Genomic DNA, 20,062 nt, shown 5'->3' on the forward strand with positions numbered 1-20,062 from the left:
CGCGGTCGGGTGGGCCGCACCGTCCGGGGCCGTGGAACACGAAACGACCGCCGGTCCGGGGCGGTCGCTGCATGGGTATGCGAACTCGGAGCACCGCCTAGGGGCGGCGCCACCACTGAGCCTGGGTGGTCGTCTGTCGCATGGGCACGAGTGTAGCGGGTGCGGTGTGTGCTTGGGAGGCCGACACGGAGGTTTTCCGGCCGCGACGTGCGGGGAACTCGCGCGGAGCGGAGGGTGGGGACGCGCGGCGGCGCGTCGGCGGGAGAGCGTGAAAGCGCTCTCGCGCGGGCGCGCGGTGCTGTGCTAGGGTGCGTAACCCATTGTCGCTTTTTGGATTTGCGCACAAAAAATCCAATATACGGAGCATAGCAAGCCGATGGAGTTCTGTCAAACCGGCGCCGACGGGGGCGCCCCGTCGGCCCTGACCGCGGAACAGGCCAGGGTCAGCGCGATGTACGAGCGCCTGGACGCCCTGCGCGCCCACACCTCCGAGCAGCTCGCCTCCGCCCACCTCCAGGAACGCGGGGGGTACGCGGCCCTCGTGGAGCGCGAGACCCGCTCCTACGAGCAGGCGCGCCGCCGCGCCCAGCTGGGGGCGGTGGAGGAGGGCCTGTGCTTCGGCCGCGTCGACCTCTCCCCTGAGGGCGACGGGCCCGAGACCCGGTACGTGGGCCGGATCGGGCTGCGCGACGCCGAGTACGAGACCATCCTGGTGGACTGGCGGGCACCGGCCGCACGCCCCTTCTACGCCGCCACCCCCGGGGACCCGCACGGGGTCACCCGCCGCCGCCACCTGCGGGTGCGCCGCCGCAGGGTGCTCGGACTCGACGACGAGGTCTTCGACCCCGACGGGCTGAGCGAGACCGACCGCCGCCAACTGGTCGGGGAGGCCGCGCTCCTGGCGTCGCTGCGCCGGGGCCGGACCGGGCGGATGGGCGACATCGTGGCCACCATCCAGGCCGAACAGGACCGCGTCATCCGCGCCCGACTGGCCGGAGTGCTGGTGGTCCAGGGCGGGCCGGGCACCGGCAAGACCGTGGCGGCCCTGCACCGCGCCGCCTACCTGCTCTACACCCACCGCGCCGTGCTGGAGCGGCGCGGGGTGCTGGTGGTGGGGCCCAACCCGGCGTTCCTGCGCTACGTGGGCGACGTGCTGCCCTCCCTAGGGGAGACCGACGCGGTGATGCGCACGGTCGGTGAGCTGTTCCCGGGGGTGGCGGCCACCCGCCGCGACGCGCACGCCGCGGCGGCGGTGAAGGGCTGCCTGGCGATGGCCGACCTGCTGCACGCGGCCGTGGCCGACCGCCAGCGCACGCCGCTGGAGGCGTTCGGCGGCGCGGACCTGGTCGTGGAGACCGACGCGGGCGCGCTCCGCGTGCCGGGGGCGCTGTGCGAACGGGTGCTGCGGACCGCCCGGGGGCTGCGCCTGCCGCACAACACCGCGCGCAAGTACGCGGTCGGGTCCCTGCTCACGGAGCTGGCCCGGGCCGAGTCGCGCCTGCTCGGGCGGCCCGCGGACGAGGGGGACCTGGAGTTCGCGGGCGCGCGGCTGTGGTCGGAGGACCCGGTGCGGGAGGCGCTGGAGGCCCTGTGGCCGCACCTGACCCCGCAGCGGCTGCTGCGGGAGCTGTTCGCCGACCCGGCCGCGCTGGAGCGGGTGGGCGCGCGGGCCGGGTTCGGCGGGGACGCGTGCGCGCTCCTGGCGCGCTCCGCGGGGGAGCCGTGGACCGTGGAGGACGTGCCGCTGCTGGACGAGGCCGCGGACCTGCTCGGGGAGGACGACGGCGCCGCTCGGGAGCGCGAGCGCCGCGAGGACGCCGAGCGGGCCGAGGAGGAGCGGTACGCGCAGGGGGTGCTGGAGTTCACCGGCCTGTTCGAGGACCGGATGATGGACGCGGCGGCTCTGGCGGCGCGTCACCGGGACGCCGGGGCCGCGCGCACCACCGCGGACCGGGCGGGCACGGACCGGGAGTGGGCGTACGCACACGTGATCGTGGACGAGGCCCAGGAGTTGTCGCCGATGGCCTGGCGCACGGTGATGCGGCGCGTGCCGACCCGGTCGTTGACCGTGGTGGGGGACGTGGCGCAGACCGGCAGCGCGTCGGGGGCCCGTTCGTGGACGGAGGCGCTGGAACCCTACGCGCCCGGCAAGGTGCACGTGGAGCGGCTGCGGGTGAACTACCGCACGCCGGAGCCGATCATGGCGGTGGCCGCCGACGTGCTGCGGGTGGCCGCTCCGGGCGAGGAGGTGCCGGAGTCGGTGCGCGAGGAGGGCGACCCGCCGCGCGCGGTGCGGCTGGCGTCGCTGGCGGAGCTGTCCGCGCTGGTGGCCGAGGAGGCGGCCGCGGTCGGCGACGGCCGGGTCGCGGTGGTCACCGCGGACCGGCACGCGGACGCGGTGGCGGCGGCGCTGCCGGGGGCCGCGCGGCCGGGGACGGCGGTCCCGGGGCGGGTGCGCGACCCCCTGGAGGAGGCGGTGGTGGTGCTGACCGCGACCGAGTCCAAGGGGCTGGAGTTCGACGCGGTGGTGGTCGTGGAACCGGGGGCGGTGCTGGCGCAGCCGCGCGGCGGCAACGACCTGTACGTGGCGGTCACCCGGGCCACGCGGCGGCTGGCGGTGGCCCACACCGGGGAGCTGCCGCGGGTGCTGGGACGCCTGACCGGGGCCGCCGAGGGGTGAGGCCGGGGCTGTCCGCACCCCGGTGCGGGCCCACCGGGACGGACCCGTGCACGGGGGCGGGCACGCGGGGAGACCGGTCGGCGGGCCGGGCTCCGGTGTCGCCGGTCAGTCGGTCAGAGGGGCCACCAGGAGGCGCCGGTGATCGCGGCGCCCAGCAGCCCGAACAGGTCCAGGGTGCCCAGGCCGAAGCGGGCTCCCGCCTCCAGTCCGGTGGCCAGGAAGGCCGCCAGGAGGATCAGGGCCAGGGCGCGGGAGGGCCAGCGGCGGGGGCGGGACGCCTCGGGGACGTCCTCCTGCTCGTCCTCCCGGTCCAGCCAGGGCCGGTCCAGGCGGGCCACCTCGCGGCGCAGGTCCTGGACCTCCGCGTGGTAGTGATCGCGCTCCTCGCGGACCCGTTGGAGTTCGGAGCGTTCGGCCCGGACGGCGGCGCGGGCGTCGAGGATGTCGACGCGGGCGCCCTCGGGTCCGTGCCGGGAGTGCCAGCGCTCCAGCCGGGCCAGGGGGAGGTCGACGTACTGGGTGGGCCAGTTGTCCTCGGGGACCTCGCCGTCGGGGAAGTGCTCCGGGTCGGGTTCGGTCTCGGTCGCGTAGTCGAGGGGCGCAGCCGCCGGGGGGCCGGTCTCCGGCTCGGGGACCACGGGCAGGGGCGGCGCGTCGGCGGGGGCGCGGTCCTCGGGGCCGTCCGTGAGGCCGGGCCCCGGAGCCGGGTCGGGCTCCTCGGTCCCTCTGTCCGGCGGCGTCCCCCGCGTTCCGGGGGAGGCGGCGATGGTCCACTCGTCCGCGGGGGCGGGTGGCTGGGGCAGGGATTCGGGGGCGGGGCGGACTCGCCTGCGCGGCCCACAGTGCCGCCCGTTCCGAAGGTGTCCTGGGACGGGGCCGGTGACGCCTGCGCGCTCTCCTCGCGCGGGGCTCCGGCCCGGGGGCCGGACCCGTCCGAGGGCGCTCCGTCCTCGGGGGCGGGCACGGCCTCCTCCGGCCGCGCTCCGTACGCGGACGGGGGCTCCGTCGCGGCCGCTTCCTCCCGCGTCCCGCTCGGGAGGGCGGACACGGTCCCGCTTTCGGGTGCTCCGTGGGCGGGCGCGGCCCCGTCCCGTGGCTCCTCACCCCGGGTCGGGGGCTCGTCCGGCTCCGGAGCGGCGCGTCTGCCGCGGCCGAGGAACCGGAAGGCCTCCCGGCCGCTCCGGGAGGCGGGCTGCCCGCCCTCGCGGGGCGGTTCCCCCTCCGGTCCGTCCGGCACGGGCGCACCGGCGGACCGGGACCCGCTCCGCTCCGCCTCCTCGTCCGCTGACCGACGGGGCTCGGGGTCACCGGGCCCGAAGGCACGGTCAGCCGGTCCGCCGGTGTCCGGGACCAGACGCGGTCTGCGGTGGGGTTCGGGCGCCCCGAAGACACCGGACCGCGCGGAGGGGCCCTCCGGGGCCGCGGACCTCTGCCCCCGGGCGGGCGCGATGCGCGGGTGCGGGCGCGGCGGAGCGTCACCGGGGCCGTCGCCTGCCGGTTCCCGCGGCGGGGGTTCGGACGCGGGTTCGGGCCAGAGCGCCTCGTTGTCCCCGTCCGCCTCGCCGTCCCCGAGCCGTCCGCCGCCCGCTTTGGCGGCGGAGGACTCCACGCCCTCGTCGGTGATCCCCTTCAGGGAGCGCTGGCCGCCGGGAACACCCGGGACCGCCTCCGCGTCCAGGCCCGGGCGGCCCACCGGGACGCGGGACCCGGGAAGCGGCCACGGGCCGGTCTCCTCCTCCCCCGGGGCCTCGACCTCGGGCAGGTCGGGCAGGGGCTCCCCTGCGTACACGGCGTCCTCGTCCGGCAGCCGTTCGGGGGCGGGGACGTCGTCGAACCGCCGGGGCCGCGGGTCGAGCCAGTCGCGCAGCAGCGCGCGGCGGTCGGCGAAGGTCGGGGCCCCGGCGATACCGCGATCGCTCAGGTGGCGGGCGAGCGCGTCCCCGCCCTCCTCCCGCAGGACGGACACCAGCCCCTCGGCGACCGCGCGGTAGTCGGGGTCCGGGGGCCGCAGGAAGGGCCCGGGCGCGTCGGCGACCGGCGGGCCGAAGGCCAGGTGCTGGCCGTCCGAGGTGCCCAGCACCGGGTCGTAGGTGGAGAACGACCAGCTCCACCCGGCCGCGGGGATGGCGCGGGGCGGGGTGAGCACGTCGTGCAGCACCCGGTGCACGCCCCACAGGAAGCGCAGCTGCACCGCCTGCCACAGGTCGGCCCGCTCGGGCGCCAGGGCGATGTGGATCGGCGCGTCGGGCCGGTACAGGGCGGCGGCCACCGCGCCCACCAGGAGGGGTTCGTCTCCGACGGTGGTCTCGGCGGCGCGCCGGTCGCGGGTGCGCACGGCCCCGGGCGCGGCGGTGCGCTCCCAGGGCTCGGGCGTGGGCAGGGTGTCCATGGTCGCCCAGCCCGGCTCCGGGGGTCGGCGCGGGGCAGGGCGGGTGTGGGGGTTCTCGTGCAGGGAGAGCAGCCGCGGCAGGGTCAGGCCGTGCGCGGGGCCCACGATGGCCCAGGCGTGCGCGGACCGGACGTCGCCGGGCCAGCGGTAGACCAGGGCGGCCTGCCCGTCGGGGTAGGCGCGCGCCCAGAGGGTCTCGGGGTACTCCCCCGGGTCGGTGTCGGGCAGCGCGGAGCGGTAGTCGGCGGTGAGCGCGGGGAGGAGGCGGTCCCGCCATGAGCGCAGGACGGGCTGCTCGGCCTCGGGGAGGGAGGAGGCGGCCGGCCCGGGGCCGAAGCGGCCGAGGAGGGTGGGTTCGGCCCAGGCGAAGTGGATCTGGTGGTACGTGCTGTCGGGCAAGTCGCCCCTCCCACGGGTTCGCGGACCGATGCGGCGCGGCCGCTCCGCCGCCACTAGGGAAGGTATCCGGTCAAAGGATGGTGAAAACCGCGCATGAATACATATGAGGTGTTACACGTGGTTTGTCCGAGACTGGTGACCGGCCCCGGCCACGCCCGCCGCCGAGCTACCCCGCCTCGGCCATGCGCCTCCACTGCTCGTCGCTGAGCACCAGGTCGGTGGCCTCGATCGCCTCGTCCAGCTGTTCCAGGGAGCTCACCCCCACCAGCGGCACCACCTTCGGGTCGCCGCCCATCAGCCAGGCGAGCACGACCTGGTTGCGGGTGGCGCCGGTCTCGCGGGCGACCTCGTCCAGGACGGCCAGGCGGGCGGGGGTACCCGGGTGGTCGTAGGCCCGGTCGAGCCCGGCGGCCTTCTCCGGCCGGGTGTAGGCGCCCCACAGCAGGGAGGTGTAGGCGACCAGCGTGCAGTCGCGGCCCTCGGCGGTCTCGGCGCGGACGAAGTCCAGGAGTTCGGGCGTGGCGTGCATGTGGCCCGCGGACCGCAGCGGCACGTCGAGACGGGGCTGGAGGTAGCTGTACCGGTACTGGAGCACCCGGGGGCGCGGCCAGCCCCGGGCCTCGGTGACGGCGCGGGCCCGCTCCAGCTTCCAGGCGCGGTGGTTGCTCAGCCCCAGGTGGGAGACGGCCCCCTCGTCGACCAGCGCGGCGAAGGCCTCCAGGGTCTCCGTGAGCGGGGTCCGGGGGTCCTCGTTGTGGGCGTAGAGCACGTCCAGGCGGTCCATCCCCAGGCGCTCGCGGCTGCGCTCGGCGGCCGTCGCCACGGCCCGCGCCGACAGCCCCTCCTTGGTCTCCATCCCGGTGCCGGGCACGGTGGGCTGCGCGCCGAGCTTGGTGGCGACGACCACCTCGTCGGTGACGCCGCGCTCGCGCCGCCACCGCCCCAGGAAGGTCTCGCTCTCGTGCCCCTCGAAGCCCTCCACCCAGAACTGGTAGCAGTCGGCGGTGTCCACGAAGGTGCCCCCGGCCGCCACGAAGCGGTCGAGCAGCGCGGCGGAGGTGGCGTCGTCGGTCTCGCTGCCGAACTTCATCGCACCCAGGCACAGGGCGCTGACGCGGCGGTCGCCGATGGTGGTGTAACGCATCAGGAGGTCTCCTTGAGGGGTTCGGGGGCGCGGGCGGCGAGCACGCCGCGGTAGTGGTCGATCTTGTGCTGGATCACCGTCTGGCACCGGCGCATCTCCTCCATGCGCTCGTCCAACCGCTCCTGGTGGCCCTGGAGCAGGTCCAGACGGTCGGGAACGGTGTGCTCGCCCTCGCGGATGAGTTCGGCGAACTCGCGCAGCCGGACGATGGGCATGTCGGTCTCGCGCAGGCACCGGATCATGTCCAGCAGCTCGACGTCGTCGGCCCGGTAACGGCGGTGCCCGCTGGGGGAGCGCTCGACCCGGCGCAGCAGACCCGCCTTCTCGTAGTAGCGCAGGGTGTCCAGGGTGAGGTCGAAGCGCTGCGCGACCTGGCCCGGCGTGTAGTAGTCCCTCATGGACAGCAAGCATGGGACCTGGAGCGCACTCCAGGTCAAGGGAGAAGAGGAAAAAGCCGTCTAAGGTCTGTTCTTCGCACCGGTCTCGGCTTGCGGGGGGTCGGTTCGGGCGCCCACGGGGTTCTGAAGGTGCCGGAGGCGGGTTCCCGTGGGGGGGAACCGCGCCGTAGGCGTCGGTTGGGGGTGGTGGCGTGCGACGGGCGGGACGAAGCGGAGCGGAGGCTCAAAAAACACTGCCTAGGTCTCGCTGGCGCGGATCGCGCCGACCACAGCGGCGGTGAGGTCGTCGATGATCTCCTCCTCCCCGACCCCGGGGTGCTCCAGCCACCACTCCCCCGCCGCCTGCACCATGCCCACGACGGCGTGCGCGACGATCTGGGAGCGCGGTCGGTCGCCGACGCGCCCTTCGGCGACGAGCTGGTCGGCGAGTTCCTCGCCCAGGCGGCGGACCATCATGCCCAGGTCGCCGCGGGTCCGGGAGTCCTCGGAGGTGGCCCGGTCCATCAGGAACCGGTAGAGGTTGAGGTTCTGGGAGATCATCGACAGGTAGGCGCCGACCGTGGCGCGGGCCCGGACCTCGAACCCGGTGTGCTGGTGCAGCTCCTCGCGGATGCGCTCGATGAGCGGGTCGACGTGGCGGCGGGCGAGCGCCCGGTACAGGCCGCCCTTGTCCCCGAAGTGCCGGTACAGGATCGGCTTGCTGATCCCGGCCTCGGCCGCGATGACCACCATCGACGCGTCCGGGCCGTCGCGCTGGATCACCCGGTCGGCCGCGTCCAGGATGGCGCGGCGCCGCTCGGGGTCGCGCCCGCGCGCGCCCGCCCCCGCGCGGGCGGCCGGGGCCTCCGGCACGGGCGCGCCGGAGGCGTCACTGCTGTCGGTCAGCGCGGTCGGCCGCGCGCGTTCGAGTGCCACAAGGGTTCACCGTAGCGGCTCGCGGAGCCCCGGATCAGGCCCGGAGCGCGATCCAGGTGGCCCTCGCCAGGGCCAGGAGGCGGCCCGCGCCGTCGTGGAGGGCGCTGGCGGTCGTGATCTTGCGGCCGTCGACCGCCTCCAGGTACCCCGTCACCACGTGGGCCTCACCGATCCGGGGCGTCTCGTCCACGCGGGCGGTGATGCGGCCCAGGAGGGCGGGGCGGCCGGAGATGGCGCTGGACCAGCCGCCGGGGCAGTCCAGGGCGGCCCACACCTGGGCGGGGTCGACCATGCCGGAACCCTCGTCCAGGGACGGGTGCGGGGTCCAGGCGCAGGCGACGGTGTTGCCGACCCCGTGGGGGCCGGTGCCCGGGCGCACGGAACCGGCGAACAGGCGCAGGCCCTCGCCCTCGGCGCGTTCGGGGCCGCAGCTGTAGCAGCGCGGGAAGGGGTGGTCGGTCAGGCCCGCGTAGCGCTCCTCGGCCTCGCGGGCCCCGGGCACGGTGACGGGGCCGCCGGGGACGGTGGAGGTGCCCGGGAGGTCGGCGGTCACCGCTTCGGCCACCAGGCGGGTGCCCTCCCCGGCTCCGGGGTCGGTCAGGTGCAGGGCGTTCCCGGGGCCGCTCTCCACCGTCAGCGGGCGGCCCAGGGGCGGCGGGGTGCGCAGGGTGACCTGGACGGCCGGTCCGCCGACGGAGGTGAGCCGCGCGGCGAGCAGTCCGGCGGTGTAGCCGCCGTTGCCCGACCCGTCGGGGCCGTTGTATCCGGTGGGGATGGTGAGGGTGGGGGCGCCGTTGCCCGCGGTGGTGTCCATGCGAGCCAGGGTAGGGGTCGCACCCGCATGGCGAACGGGCGGACCGGAGAGCCCCGCCTCCGGGGCATGGGTCAGACGTCGACCTGCGTGACGGCCTCGCCGTCGCCGGTCTCGGGGAAGGCCGGGGTGAACGTGTTCCCGCCTGCGAGCACGCCGCTGCCCCGACCGGCCTCCTCGAGCGTGACCGTGGTCGAGCCGCCATCGGAGCGGTTCTGCTGGAAGGTCACCTCTCCCCCGCTGACCGACCCGATCACGATCTCCGTGCCGCCCGCTTCCTCCGGAACCGGATCCGGCCGCCGGGCTGGACGGCGACCCGGCGCTGCCCGTCCTGACAGGAGGTGAGGCCCCTGCCCTCCTCCGGCAGGTCCGCCGGGGTGGGCGTGCCGGAGGAGGCGGAGGGGGAGGCGCTCGGATGCGGGGGGTTCATGACTCAGCGCAGAAGCGCCGATCCCATCCAGTCACCGGTTGGCCGCGGAAACGCACCGGCGTCCGCGCACGGGCGGGGGCGGGCCGGTCGGTCCGCCCCCGCGCGTGGAGTCACGCGAAGGGGCCGGTCTCCCGTCCGGGCGGCCTCAGCGCACGGGCAGGCCCGTGACGGCGCGGCCGATGATGAGCTTCTGGATCTCACTGGCCCCTTCGAAAATCGTGAAGATGGTGGCGTCGCGGTGCCAGCGCTCCACGGGGTACTCCCTCGTGTAGCCGTTGCCGCCCAGGATGCGCACCGCGTTCTGGGTGACGAACGTGGCGGTCTCGCTCGCGTAGAGCTTGCTCATCGAGCCCTGCGCGCTGTCGAAGTCCTTGTCGTTGCGCGCCATCCACGCCGCGCGCCACACCAGTAGGCGGGCCGCGTCGATACGGGTGGCCATCTCGGCCAGCGTGAAGGCCACGCCCTGGTTCTCGCCGATCGGGCGGCCGAACTGCTCGCGCTGGGTGGAGTAGTCGCGGGCGTACTCGTAGGCGGCGCGGGCGCAGCCCACCGCCATCGCGCCGACCGTCGGGCGGGAGGCCTCGAAGGTCTTCATGGCGGCCTGGCCCTTGGACCCCCTGCCCTCGCGGGCGCGGGCAAGGCGCTCATCGAGTTTCTCCTTGCCGCCCAGCAGGCACGATCCGGGCACGCGCACGTCGTCCAGGACCACCTCGGCGGTGTGCGAGGCGCGGATGCCGTGCTTGGCGAACTTCTGCCCCTGGCTCAGCCCCGGCGTGTTCGGCGGCACGATGAACGTGGCCTGCCCGCGGGAGCCGAGCTCGGGCTCCACCGAGGCGACCACGACGTGGATGTCGGCGATACCGCCGTTGGTCGCCCAGGTCTTGGTGCCGTTGAGCACCCACTCGTCCTTGGCCCGGTCGTGGACGGCGCGGGTCCGGATGGCCGAGACGTCGCTGCCCGCGTCGGGCTCGGAGGAGCAGAACGCGGCGAGGCGGACGTCGTCGGGGGTGCCGAACATCTGCGGCGTCCACTCGAAGAGCTGCTCCTGCGTGCCGTTGGCGGCGACGGACACAGCGGCCAGGCCGGTGCCGGTGATGGCCAGGGCGATGCCCGGGTCGCCCCAGTACAGCTCCTCGAAGGCCACGGGAATGCCGACGCCGCTGGGCTCCAGCCACTGGTTGGCGAAGAAGTCGAGGGAGTACAGGCCGATCTTGGCCGCCTCCTGGATGATCGGCCAGGGGGTCTCCTCCCGCTCGTCCCACTCGGCGGCGGCGGGGCGGATGACGTCGGCGGCGAACCCGTGGGTCCAGTCCCGGACCTCGCGGACGTCCTCGCTCAGTTCCAGGCTGAAGCCGGGCGCGGTGGCCTCGCTCATGCGCTCACATCCTTTTTCGGGGCCCTCCGGGGGAGGGGGCCAGCATGTGTTACCAACGGTAACAGCAGGCTTCGCGTGCCACAACGCCGCGCGGCGGCACGCGCGGGGGAAGGGGGTCGGCGCGCGCCGGCCCCCTTCCTCGACCTCCCCCGCCGGACCCGCCGCTCAGTCGACGCTGTGCTTCTCCAGGAAGGTGTAGACGTCGTGCTCGTCCACGCCCGGGAAGCTCCCCGAGGGCAGCGCCGAGAGCACGTGGGAGTGCGCGCGGGCCGAGGGCCACACGTTGCCCTCCCAGCGCGCGGCCAGGTCCGCGGGCGGGTGCACGCAGCACTCGCCGCTGGGGCAGTTGGACTTGGTGCGGTTGGTGGTCTCGCGCCCGCGGAACCAGCGCGACTCCTTGTAGGGCACGCCCAGGGTGATGGCGAAGTTGCGCTCGCGGCTGGGGTCCACGTGCGCCACGCACCAGTGGGTGCCGTTGGGCTTGTCCGTGTACTGGTAGTAGATCGAGTAGCGGTCCGGCGAGGCGAAGACCTGGCGGCCCGACCACTGGCGGCACATGCGCTGGCCCTCGATGGCCCCGGTGTCGTCGGTGGGGAAGACGAGGCCGTCGTTCTCGTAGGCCTTGTAGATGATGCCGGTCTCGTCGTTGCGGATGAAGTGGCAGACCAGGTCCAGGTGGCGGTGGGCCAGGTTGGTGAACCGGTGCGCGGCCATCTCGTAGGAGACCGAGTACACGTCGCGCAGGTCCTCCACCGACAGGTCGCGGGCCTGCTTGGCCTCCTGGAGGTAGCGCACCGCGGTGGTCTCGGGGATGAGGACGGCGGCGGCGAAGTAGTTGGCCTCCACCCGCTGGCGCAGGAAGTCGCCGAAGTCGCGCGGCTTGCCGTGGCCCAGCACGACGTGGCCCAGCGTCTGGAGCAGGATCGTGCGCGGGCTGTGCATGCCCAGCGTGGTCTCGCGCTTGAGGTAGATGCGCCGGTTGACGTGGTCGGTGAGGGAGCGCACCGAGCGGGGCAGGTCCTGCACGTACTTGAGGGAGAACCCGTGGTGGGTGGCGATGGCCAGGATCTGCCCCTGGGACAGGGCGCCCGCGGTGTAGTTGACGGCGTCGAGGGTCTGGGCCGCCGCCTTCTCGATGTGCTCGAAGTAGTTGCCGCGCTCGCGCATCTGGCGGCGCAGGTCGGCGTTGGCCCGGCGGGCCTCCTCGGGGGTGGCCGTCGGCTTGGCGCTGCGCCGCCGGAGCTCCCCGTACAGGCCCACGATGTGTTCGAGCACGTCGTTGGGGACCCGCTTGCCGATCCTCAGGTGCGGCAGGTTCAGGTCCTGGTAGAGGGTGTCGCGCTGGGCCTCCTCGACCGCGATCTCCAGTTGCGCGCGGCGGCTCGGGGGCTGTTTGGACAGCAGTTCCTCCACCGAGACGCCCAGTGCCGAGGCCAGGGAGGTGAGGAGGGAGAGCTTGGGCTCGCGCTTGCCGTTCTCCAGCAGGGAGAGCTGGGAGGGGGCCCGGCCGACGCGTTCGCCCAGGTCGGAAAGGGTGAGGCCGCGCGCCCGCCGCAGGTGGCGGAGCCGCTGACCAAAGGTGACGAGATCCAGGTCACCCGTCAAAGACGGTATTTCTTCAGCACCAAAGTACGCCATGGCTTCATAGTACGGAAAGAAACGTCGATCTTCGCAAGATTTCGAGTGGAAAAGACTCGGAAGTTGCCCAAGAATCTAGTTACCGGCGGGGAACTTACCGCTCAGGGCTCACCCCCTGGCTCTGACCCGGCCTTCTCGACCGGTGTGAACACTTGGGGACTACACGTAAGGCGGGATCGAACATGGGCACCAGCGCTCGACGACAGGAAGCCAGCGCCGAACTCCAGCGCGACTGGGAGACCAACCCCCGGTGGGCCGGCATCGAGCGCACCTACTCCGCCGACGACGTGGTCAAGCTCCGCGGTTCGGTCACCGAGGAGCACACCCTGGCCCGCCGCGGCGCCGAGCGCCTGTGGGACCTTCTCCGCACCGAGGACTACGTCAACAGCCTCGGCGCCCTCACCGGCAACCAGGCGGTCCAGCAGGTCCGCGCCGGGCTGAAGGCCATCTACCTCTCCGGCTGGCAGGTCGCGGCCGACGCCAACCTCTCGGGCAACACCTACCCCGACCAGAGCCTGTACCCGGCCAACTCGGTCCCGGCCGTGGTCCGCCGCATCAACAACGCGCTGATGCGCGCCGACCAGATCACCTGGGCCGAGGGCGACGACAGCGCGCCCGAGTGGCTCGCGCCGATCGTGGCCGACGCCGAGGCCGGGTTCGGCGGCGTCCTCAACGCCTACGAGCTGATGCGGGGCATGATCGCCTCCGGCGCGGCGGGCGTGCACTGGGAGGACCAGCTGGCCTCCGAGAAGAAGTGCGGCCACCTGGGCGGCAAGGTCCTCATCCCCACCGGGCAGCACGTCAAGACGCTCAACGCCGCCCGCCTGGCCGCGGACGTCGCCGGCGTCCCGTCCCTGGTCATCGCGCGGACCGACGCCCAGGCCGCGACCCTGATCACCAGCGACGTCGACGAGCGCGACCAGCCCTTCATCACGGGCGAGCGCACCGCCGAGGGCTTCTACCGCTTCCGCAACGGCGTCGAGGCCTGCGTGGCGCGCGGCCTGGCCTACGCCCCGCACTCTGACCTGCTGTGGATGGAGACCGCCACCCCGGACCTGGAGGTGGCCCGCGACTTCGCCGAGCGGATCAAGGCCGAGTACCCGGACCAGATGCTGGCCTACAACTGCTCGCCGTCCTTCAACTGGAAGCGCCACCTGGACGACGCGACCATCGCCAAGTTCCAGCGCGAGCTGGGCCACATGGGCTACAAGTTCCAGTTCATCACCCTGGCGGGCTTCCACTCTCTCAACTACTCGATGTTCGACCTCGCCAAGGGCTACGCCCAGAACGGGATGACCTCGTACGTCGAGCTCCAGGAGGCCGAGTTCGCGGCAGAGTCGCGGGGCTACACCGCCACCCGCCACCAGCGCGAGGTCGGCACCGGCTACTTCGACTCCATCAGCACGACCATCTCCCCCGAGGCCAGCACCACGGCTCTCACCGGCTCCACCGAGGAAGACCAGTTCTCAGCGGCTCACTGACACTGGTCTTCGTTCCCAGGAGGCCGTCCCTCCCCGCTTTCGTGGCTGGGGCGGGGCGGGCGGCCTCCGCCCCCTAGCCGTCGGCCATGCGCGCTCCGTGTCACACGCGCATGGCCGGCGGCTTGTCCCGTGCGCGGCGTCCGCCGGGTCCGCCCCGGAGGGACGGGGGCGCCCCGACCGCCCGCGCGGCCGGACCCTAGGCTGGCCGCTGCACGGGGCCGCGCCCCCGCGGCCCGCCCGCAGATCCGGAGGTCTGGCTTGAAGATGTTCGAACCGCTCCTCACCGTCCTGGCCGCACTGCGCCGGGTGCTCGCCGTGGGCGCCCTGGCCACCGTCGTGGTCCTGGGCACCGCGGCCTGCGACGACCTCATGCCGAACGTGGACGTCGAACAGGGCGACGACGGAGACGACGGAGACGACGGCGGAGAAGACAACGGTGACGACGACGGAGAAGACGACGGTGACGACGAGGACTGAGCCCGCGCCCCGCTGACCCGCTGCCGCCGCCGGGCACGCCCCGAGCGGCGGCGCGGCCCGTCACTCTCCGCGCTTTCCTGGCCACGGACACGGAGCACACCCTAGGGTGGGTCACGGACGGATAACACCCGGCTCGTGCCCGCCTCCCGGAACCGGGCGGCCCCCGGCACCAGCCGCGACCCGAGGGAGTCGGCGATGAGCTTCGAGGACATCAGCAGGCAGACCATGACCGCCCTGCGCCGGGCGCTGGCGGGCTCGGCGATCGCCGCCGTGGCCGTGTTCGGCGTCGCGGCCTGCGAGGACCCCGAAGGGGCCGACGCCCCGACCGTGGACACCCCGGGCGACGACCAGGGCGACGAGGACGACGGCGGCCAGGAGAACAACCAGGACGGCGGCGAGGACGACGACGGCGGGAACGAGGACAACGGCGGCGAGGGCGACATGGAGAACAACGACACCGACTGACCGCCCCCGGCGTCGGCACGGCCGCCCGTACCGGGGCGGGCCCTCGGGCCGCGCCCCGGCGCGCCCCGCTCCCCCAGGTCACCGGCCCCCGCCGACAGCGCGTACATTGCAACGCGTGACCGACAAGACCCGCACCCCGGACGCCGGACTGCCCTCCGGGGCGCCTCCCGCCCCCTCCGCTCCCGTCGAGCGGGGCCTGCTGCGCTGGGAGATCCTGTGCGTGCTCGCCCTGTCCCTGGGCGCCGCCGCGGTCTCGGCGACCATCTCCTTCCTCGGCGTGCTCACCGAGCCCCAGTCCCTGGCCGAGCAGACCGCCAGCCTGGTGCGCCCCCGCGCGGACCAGGAGCGCCCCTGGCTGGACCTGTCCTGGCAGCTGTTCGCGCTGGCCAGCGCCCTGGTCCCGGTTCTGCTGGTGGCCTACCTACTGCGCCGCTCGGGCGACTCCTCGGCCACGATCGGCTTCGACGTGCGCCGCCCCGGCTTCGACCTGGGCGCCGGCGCCCTGCTGGCCGCGCTGATCGGCTTCAGCGGCCTGGCGCTGTACGTGGCCTCCTGGCAGCTGGGGCTGACGGTCACGATCAGGCCCAGCACCCTGGCCGGGAACTGGTGGGACGTGCCCGTCCTGGTGCTCCAGGCGGCCAAGAACGGGATCCTGGAGGAGGTGATCGTGGTCGGCTACCTGCTGCACCGGCTGGGGCAGCTGGGGTGGACGCCGTGGAAGGCGGTGCTGGCCAGCTCGGTGCTGCGCGCCTTCTACCACCTCTACCAGGGCGTCGGGATGTTCTTCGGCAACCTGGTGATGGGGTTGGTCTTCGGCTGGTTCTACCTGCGCTACGGACGCGTGATGCCCCTGGTGGTGGCGCACACGGTCATCGACGTCGTGGCCTTCGTCGGCTCGGTCTACCTCATCGGCCGTCTGGACTGGCTGCCCTCGTGAGGCCGCGGGCGGCGATGGCGTCCTCCAGGTAGCGGGGGCGGCCCAGGAACAGGCCCGTGGCCAGGTTGCCCGCGACCAGCGCCGCCAGCAGGAGCAGGGGCGCGTGCCAGCCGCCGCTGACCTCGCGCAGCAGTCCGAACAGGAAGGGCCCGGCCCCGCCCATGAGGTAGCCCAGGCTCTGGCTGACGGCCGAGAGCGCCGCCGTCCCCGCCCCGGTGCGGGTGCGCAGCGCGAAGGCGGTCAGGGCGAAGACGAAGCTGCCCATGCCGATCCCCACGAGCGTGGTCCAGGCCCACACCCCCGACAGGGGGGCGAACCACAGCCCTGCCAGCCCCGCGAGGTAGGCGGCGGAGAAGGCCAGCACGAAGGGGCGCTGGTCGCTGGTCCGGGTCAGCAGCGTGGGCAGCACAAGGGACATGGGGATGCCCAGGACGGTGAGGTAGGACAGCGCCAGGCCCGCGGTCTGGGCGTCCATGCCCTGGTCGCGGAGCATCTGCGCGTACCAGCCGAACATGATGTAGGCGACCGAGGACTGGGTGCCGAAGTAGAGGACGGACTGCCAGCCCAGGCCGGTGCGCAGCACCTGGCCGAAGCCCAGGGCCTGGGAGGCGTCGCCGCGAGCGGGCTCGTGGCGCAGCACCAGCAGCCAGGGGACGGCGGCCGCGACGCCGAAGAGCGCGTAGGCGCCCAGCGCCGCGCGCCACTCGCCGGTGGACTGCTCCAGGGGCACGGTGGCCGCGGCGGCGATGGTGGTGCCCAGCGCCAGGCCGGTGGTGTACACGGTGGTCATGAGGCCCACGCGGTCGGGGAAGTGCTCCTTGACCAGGGCGGGCAGGATGACGTTGCCGACCGCGCCGCCGGACAGTGCCACCACGCTCAGGGCCAGGAACATCCACGGCTCGGGAGCCGCGGCGCGTGCGGCGAGGCCGACGGTGAGGGCGACGAGCGCGTAGACCAGCAGGTGGTGTTCTCCCAGGCGGCGCCCCAGGACGGGGGTCAGACCGCCGAAGAGCGCGAAGCACAGCACGGGCAGGGTGGTGAGGATCCCCGCGCCGACGGCGGTCATGCCCAGCCCGGCGGTCACCTCGTCGAGCACGGGGCCGACGCTGGTGATGGCGGTGCGCAGGTTCAGGGCCGCCAGGGCGATCCCGGCGGCGAGCAGCAGCAGTGCCGCGCGCGGGGGACGGCTCGGGGCGGTCCGGCCTGCGGCGGGGCCGCTCGTCACGGGTGTGCGGGGGGCTGGTCCGGCGCTCATGGAGGCGACTCGCAGAAATTCATAGGATGACCCGATGTACTTCATGAGGATAACGCATTACCGTTCAAAGCCAATTCCCGTCGGTAACTGGTCTAAGCTCCGGCCTTAACCGTTCCGTACCTGTGCGCTGGCCCAGTCATCCGGCGACCCGCCCCTAGGAGGTATACGCGTGCCCCTCGCCTCGACACGCCGGACCGGTCTCGTCGACCAGGTCATCAGTCAGTTACGAGCACAGATCGACTCGGGCGAGTGGGGTGTGGGCGACCGCATCCCCACCGAGTCGGAACTCTCCGACCAGCTCGAGGTGGGCCGCAACACCGTCCGCGAGGCGGTGCGCGCCCTGGCCCACGCCGGGCTGCTGGAGATCCGCCAGGGGGCGGGCACCTTCGTGCGGGCCTCCAGCGAACTCGGCGGCGCCCTGCGGCGCCGTCTGGAGCGCTCGCGCCTGCGGGAGAACCTGGAGGTGCGCCGCGCACTGGAGGTGGAGGCGGCCCGGCTGGCCGCGCTGCGCCACAGCGACGAGGACATGGCCGACATCGACCGCGCCATGGCGCTGCGCGAGGCCGCCTGGCGCGAGCGCGACATGGGCGCGTTCGTGGAGGCGGACTTCACGTTCCACCGCGCGGTGGTCAACGCCACCCACAACACCCTGCTCATCGACCTGTACGACGACATCGCGCAGGTGGTGTACGCGAGCATCGCCCACACGGCCTACGAGCAGGGCGCCGAGGCGACCGACCGGCCCTCCTCGGCCACCGACGGCGTGGACCACTCCAAGCTGACCGAGGCGATCCGCGACGCCGACGCGGCCGGGGCCGCGCGGGAGGCCACCTGCTACATCGACGAGCTGCTCTCGTTCACCGAGGACTGAGCGGCCCGCGTCGGACCCGGTCCGGCCGGGCGGCTCCTTGAAGGCCTGGGAGCGTTCCCACACGCTTCCGGGCCGGTGCGCGCGCACCGGGCCCGTTCCGCCGCCGAGGGGCCCGCGCGGACCCGGCGGGTGCGTCGCCCGGACCGGGGCGCCCCGGTCCGGGCGACGCCTTCCGGAACCGCCCCGGCCGCCGCCGAGAGGGCCCACGGCTCACTCCCGGGGGTCGCCCACGGCCGAGCGCGGCCAGACCCGCGAACGGGCCGCAGGATGGCCCTCGGCGCCGCGCGCGGCGGTGTCGCGCAGGGCGCCCAGGGCCCGCGGGCGCCCGGAGCGCCGCGAGCGGTGCTCGGAGCGGTCCTCCCAGCCCGCGACACGCGAGGGGTCCAGGCCGAGCAGGTCCAGGGTGCTCTCACCCGCGTAGACGGCGTCGATGATCTCGCGTTCGCGCGAGACGCTGTCCACGGTCGCGGCGATGATGGAGCCGACCTGCCCCCGGGGCAGGCACACCACGCCGTCGTCGTCGGCGACGATCCAGTCGCCCCGGCGCACCGGCAGGGGCGCGGGGCCGCCCGGCGTCATGCTGATCTGGCGGCCCACCGAGCCGCCCGCCTCGTGCGCGGCCTGGCGGACCGCGACCCCGGCCCCGAAGACCGGAAGCGCGCACCGGGCGATGGCCGCGATGTCGCGGACGCAGCCGTCCAGGACGATGCCCGCGACCCCGCGGGTGCTGGCGGCGACGGCGAGGATCTCGTCCACGTAGCCGTACTCGGCCTCCCCCGCCACGTCCACCACCAGGGCGGAGCCGGGCGGGGCCTGGGCCACGGCGACGTGGATGGCGAGGTTGTCCCCGGGCGTGCAGCGGACCGGGAAGGCGGTCGCCGCGAAGGCGGCTCCCGGCCAGACGGAGAACAGGTGCGTCCCGAACGGCCGGCCGCCGCAGCGCGCGAGCGCCACCGTGCCCACAGCCGTCAACGTATCCGCCAGTGCCACGTCAGCCTCCCACTACACCCGCGCCCGGTGCGGCCGGTACGGACCGACCCCTTCCCATACTCACCGGTAACTTAAGCGTGACGCAAGCCATGCGCGCCGGAAACACGTAAAAATGCTACCGCTGGTTACAGATACGGACAGAAGAGGCCGCCCGCGCCTACCCAGCGTGCCCGCCGCCGGGGCCGCCGGCCCCCAGGGGTCTGTTTTCCGAACCGGTCTCAGCTTGTGGGGGTCCGGTTCGGGCGCCCACGGGGCTCCGGTGCCGAAGGTTCCCGTTCTCCGGGCGCCCGAACAAGGAAGGCACCGCTCCGCAGACGTCCGTTGAGGACGGCAGCCCGTCCCGACGCGCAGCGCCCCCGACGGGCGACGGCGGGCGACGGGTGGGCCGGAGCGGAGCGGAGGTCCGAGAACACTGCCTAGGGCGCGACCCACTCCAGGGGACGGTCGCCCCCCTTGCGCTCCTTGCGCACCGACAGGTGGTCCCAGGACTCCACGTAGCCGACCCCCGGGGTGGCGCGCACCCACTCCAGGGCCTCCACCAGCTGGCAGCGGTCGGGCGCGGTGAGGGTGCCGATGACGTCGTAGCGCCCGAAACCGCTGGCCAGGAAGGAGATCCTGGGCATGTTCGCCAGCGCGGCCCCCAGCAGTTCGGCGTCGCCCCGGCAGCGCAGGCCGAAGCCCAGCCGCTCGTTGGCCCCCACCGCCGTGGGCTCGACCAGCGCGGTCACGTGCACCACGCCGGAGTCGAGCAGCCGCACCACACGCGAACGGGCCGCGGCCTGCGACAGCCCCACCTGGCGCGCCAGGTCCGCGTAGGAGGACCTGCCGTCCCTGAGCAGCTGCCGCACCAGGCGCCAGTCCAAGGCGTCCAGTTCGACGTCGCGCAGCTCCCGGACGCTGCTGTGGGCGTCCTTGAACACCGAGTTGGCGCGGAAGACCTCCGCGCCCTCCACACCGGGCAGCGCGCGCAGCTCCGAGAGCTCCTTGGTCAGGGCCGCGTCGTCGGCCACCCGCACCTGCGCCACGGCCGGGAAACGCCCGGCCGAGTGCGCGGCGAAGGTCACCGCCTCCCTCTCCCCCAGCGCGTCCAGCATCGGTCCCACGGGGCCGCTGACGCGGAACGACACGTGGCTGAGGACCTCCATTCCCACGACCCCGGCGTGCAGCACCCCGACGATCCTGATCGCCCCGGACTGCACGAGCTGGCGCACTCTGGCGCGTACCGCGGTCCTCGACAGACCGACTCCGTCGGCCAGTGCCTGGAACGTCGCTCGGCCGTCCCCTTGCAGCGCGCGCATGAGCGCGGTGTCAACCGCATCGAGCACGATGGCTTGCCTTTCGTTCCCATGACGCCGCCCTTCCCCCGGACGACGCCCCCTCCTGCGGCCAGATCATCGCAGCTGCGGC

General features: G+C 74.0%; 18 protein-coding genes. 6 read left to right on the forward strand and 12 right to left on the reverse strand.

Annotation, left to right across the window (positions count from 1 at the left end; translation table 11 throughout):
• Positions 1-376 precede the first annotated feature (376 nt).
• Positions 377-2,680, forward strand: coding sequence for a HelD family protein (locus KGD83_RS18645; RefSeq protein WP_212640397.1), 2,304 nt, complete (start codon positions 377-379; stop codon positions 2,678-2,680).
• Positions 2,681-2,793: 113 nt separating this feature from the next.
• Here KGD83_RS18645 and KGD83_RS18650 read toward each other — a convergent pair whose 3' ends face one another.
• The 9 genes from KGD83_RS18650 to KGD83_RS18690 form a co-directional block, all read right to left on the reverse strand.
• The gene (locus KGD83_RS18650) at positions 2,794-3,018 is read right to left on the reverse strand and encodes a hypothetical protein (protein ID WP_212640398.1); all 225 of its coding nucleotides are present in this window, start codon (positions 3,016-3,018) and stop codon (positions 2,794-2,796) included.
• A complete protein-coding gene (locus tag KGD83_RS18655; RefSeq protein ID WP_212640399.1) occupies positions 2,916-5,468 on the reverse strand; it encodes a hypothetical protein in 2,553 nt (850 codons plus the stop codon). The genes KGD83_RS18650 and KGD83_RS18655 overlap by 103 nt, the downstream gene beginning before the upstream one ends.
• Before the next feature lie 166 nt (positions 5,469-5,634).
• Positions 5,635-6,612 carry an aldo/keto reductase gene (locus tag KGD83_RS18660; RefSeq protein WP_212640400.1) on the reverse strand — a complete coding sequence of 326 codons (978 nt, stop codon included), beginning with the start codon at positions 6,610-6,612 and terminating at the stop codon, positions 5,635-5,637.
• Positions 6,612-7,010, reverse strand: coding sequence for a MerR family transcriptional regulator (locus KGD83_RS18665; protein ID WP_212640401.1), 399 nt, complete (start codon positions 7,008-7,010; stop codon positions 6,612-6,614). Before KGD83_RS18665 ends, KGD83_RS18660 begins: the two co-directional genes overlap by 1 nt.
• A 237-nt stretch (positions 7,011-7,247) precedes the next feature.
• A complete protein-coding gene (locus KGD83_RS18670) occupies positions 7,248-7,925 on the reverse strand; it encodes a TetR/AcrR family transcriptional regulator (RefSeq protein ID WP_212640402.1) in 678 nt (225 codons plus the stop codon).
• 34 nt (positions 7,926-7,959) lie between these two features.
• Complete coding sequence (locus KGD83_RS18675; protein WP_212640403.1) at positions 7,960-8,739, reverse strand: hypothetical protein; 780 nt, start codon at positions 8,737-8,739, stop codon at positions 7,960-7,962.
• 71 nt (positions 8,740-8,810) lie between these two features.
• Positions 8,811-8,993 carry a hypothetical protein gene (locus KGD83_RS18680; RefSeq protein WP_212640404.1) on the reverse strand — a complete coding sequence of 61 codons (183 nt, stop codon included), beginning with the start codon at positions 8,991-8,993 and terminating at the stop codon, positions 8,811-8,813.
• 318 nt (positions 8,994-9,311) lie between these two features.
• A complete protein-coding gene (locus tag KGD83_RS18685; RefSeq protein ID WP_212640405.1) occupies positions 9,312-10,541 on the reverse strand; it encodes an acyl-CoA dehydrogenase family protein in 1,230 nt (409 codons plus the stop codon).
• Positions 10,542-10,706: 165 nt separating this feature from the next.
• On the reverse strand, positions 10,707-12,146 hold the full coding sequence (locus tag KGD83_RS18690) for a helix-turn-helix domain-containing protein (RefSeq protein WP_212640406.1): 1,440 nt from the start codon (positions 12,144-12,146) through the stop codon (positions 10,707-10,709).
• Positions 12,147-12,361: 215 nt separating this feature from the next.
• Between KGD83_RS18690 and aceA the strand changes: the two genes are divergently transcribed.
• From aceA to KGD83_RS18710, 4 genes are all read left to right on the forward strand, one after another.
• Positions 12,362-13,660 (forward strand): isocitrate lyase, encoded by a 1,299-nt coding sequence (gene aceA, locus KGD83_RS18695; protein ID WP_212640407.1) that lies wholly within the window; start codon positions 12,362-12,364, stop codon positions 13,658-13,660.
• Positions 13,661-13,924: 264 nt separating this feature from the next.
• Positions 13,925-14,137, forward strand: a complete 213-nt coding sequence (locus KGD83_RS18700; RefSeq protein WP_249352473.1) for a DNA primase — start codon at positions 13,925-13,927, stop codon at positions 14,135-14,137.
• Positions 14,138-14,332: 195 nt separating this feature from the next.
• The gene (locus KGD83_RS18705; RefSeq protein ID WP_212640409.1) at positions 14,333-14,602 is read left to right on the forward strand and encodes a hypothetical protein; all 270 of its coding nucleotides are present in this window, start codon (positions 14,333-14,335) and stop codon (positions 14,600-14,602) included.
• Positions 14,603-14,717: 115 nt separating this feature from the next.
• Positions 14,718-15,539 carry a CPBP family intramembrane glutamic endopeptidase gene (locus tag KGD83_RS18710; protein ID WP_212640410.1) on the forward strand — a complete coding sequence of 274 codons (822 nt, stop codon included), beginning with the start codon at positions 14,718-14,720 and terminating at the stop codon, positions 15,537-15,539.
• Here the strand turns inward: KGD83_RS18710 and KGD83_RS18715 are convergent.
• On the reverse strand, positions 15,508-16,794 hold the full coding sequence (locus KGD83_RS18715; protein ID WP_212640411.1) for a CynX/NimT family MFS transporter: 1,287 nt from the start codon (positions 16,792-16,794) through the stop codon (positions 15,508-15,510). The two genes, KGD83_RS18710 and KGD83_RS18715, sit on opposite strands and share 32 nt — an antisense overlap.
• Positions 16,795-16,963: 169 nt before the next feature.
• On the opposite strand from KGD83_RS18715, the gene KGD83_RS18720 reads away from it, so the two are divergent.
• Positions 16,964-17,665 (forward strand): FadR/GntR family transcriptional regulator, encoded by a 702-nt coding sequence (locus KGD83_RS18720; protein ID WP_047870336.1) that lies wholly within the window; start codon positions 16,964-16,966, stop codon positions 17,663-17,665.
• Positions 17,666-17,875: 210 nt separating this feature from the next.
• On the opposite strand, the gene KGD83_RS18725 is transcribed toward KGD83_RS18720, so the two are convergent.
• Both KGD83_RS18725 and KGD83_RS18730 read right to left on the reverse strand, forming a co-directional pair.
• A complete protein-coding gene (locus KGD83_RS18725; protein WP_212644496.1) occupies positions 17,876-18,628 on the reverse strand; it encodes an RraA family protein in 753 nt (250 codons plus the stop codon).
• 443 nt (positions 18,629-19,071) lie between these two features.
• Positions 19,072-19,980: an Lrp/AsnC family transcriptional regulator gene (locus KGD83_RS18730; RefSeq protein ID WP_212640412.1), complete on the reverse strand. Its 909-nt coding sequence runs from the start codon at positions 19,978-19,980 to the stop codon at positions 19,072-19,074.
• Between the last annotated feature and the right edge of the window lie 82 nt (positions 19,981-20,062).

This window comes from Nocardiopsis akebiae, assembly GCF_018316795.1.
Lineage (GTDB): Bacteria > Actinomycetota > Actinomycetes > Streptosporangiales > Streptosporangiaceae > Nocardiopsis > Nocardiopsis dassonvillei.

What these genes read in the sequence shown, in the direction of transcription:
- KGD83_RS18675 (WP_212640403.1), bottom strand. Translation starts at nt 8,739, where the DNA reads ATGGACACCACCGCGGGCAACGGCGCCCCCACCCTCACCATCCCCACC.
- KGD83_RS18700 (WP_249352473.1), top strand. Translation starts at nt 13,925, where the DNA reads ATGTTCGAACCGCTCCTCACCGTCCTGGCCGCACTGCGCCGGGTGCTC.
- KGD83_RS18660 (WP_212640400.1), bottom strand. Translation starts at nt 6,612, where the DNA reads ATGCGTTACACCACCATCGGCGACCGCCGCGTCAGCGCCCTGTGCCTG.
- KGD83_RS18685 (WP_212640405.1), bottom strand. Translation starts at nt 10,541, where the DNA reads ATGAGCGAGGCCACCGCGCCCGGCTTCAGCCTGGAACTGAGCGAGGAC.
- KGD83_RS18645 (WP_212640397.1), top strand. Translation starts at nt 377, where the DNA reads ATGGAGTTCTGTCAAACCGGCGCCGACGGGGGCGCCCCGTCGGCCCTG.
- KGD83_RS18705 (WP_212640409.1), top strand. Translation starts at nt 14,333, where the DNA reads ATGAGCTTCGAGGACATCAGCAGGCAGACCATGACCGCCCTGCGCCGG.
- KGD83_RS18665 (WP_212640401.1), bottom strand. Translation starts at nt 7,010, where the DNA reads ATGAGGGACTACTACACGCCGGGCCAGGTCGCGCAGCGCTTCGACCTC.
- KGD83_RS18715 (WP_212640411.1), bottom strand. Translation starts at nt 16,794, where the DNA reads ATGAGCGCCGGACCAGCCCCCCGCACACCCGTGACGAGCGGCCCCGCC.
- aceA (WP_212640407.1), top strand. Translation starts at nt 12,362, where the DNA reads ATGGGCACCAGCGCTCGACGACAGGAAGCCAGCGCCGAACTCCAGCGC.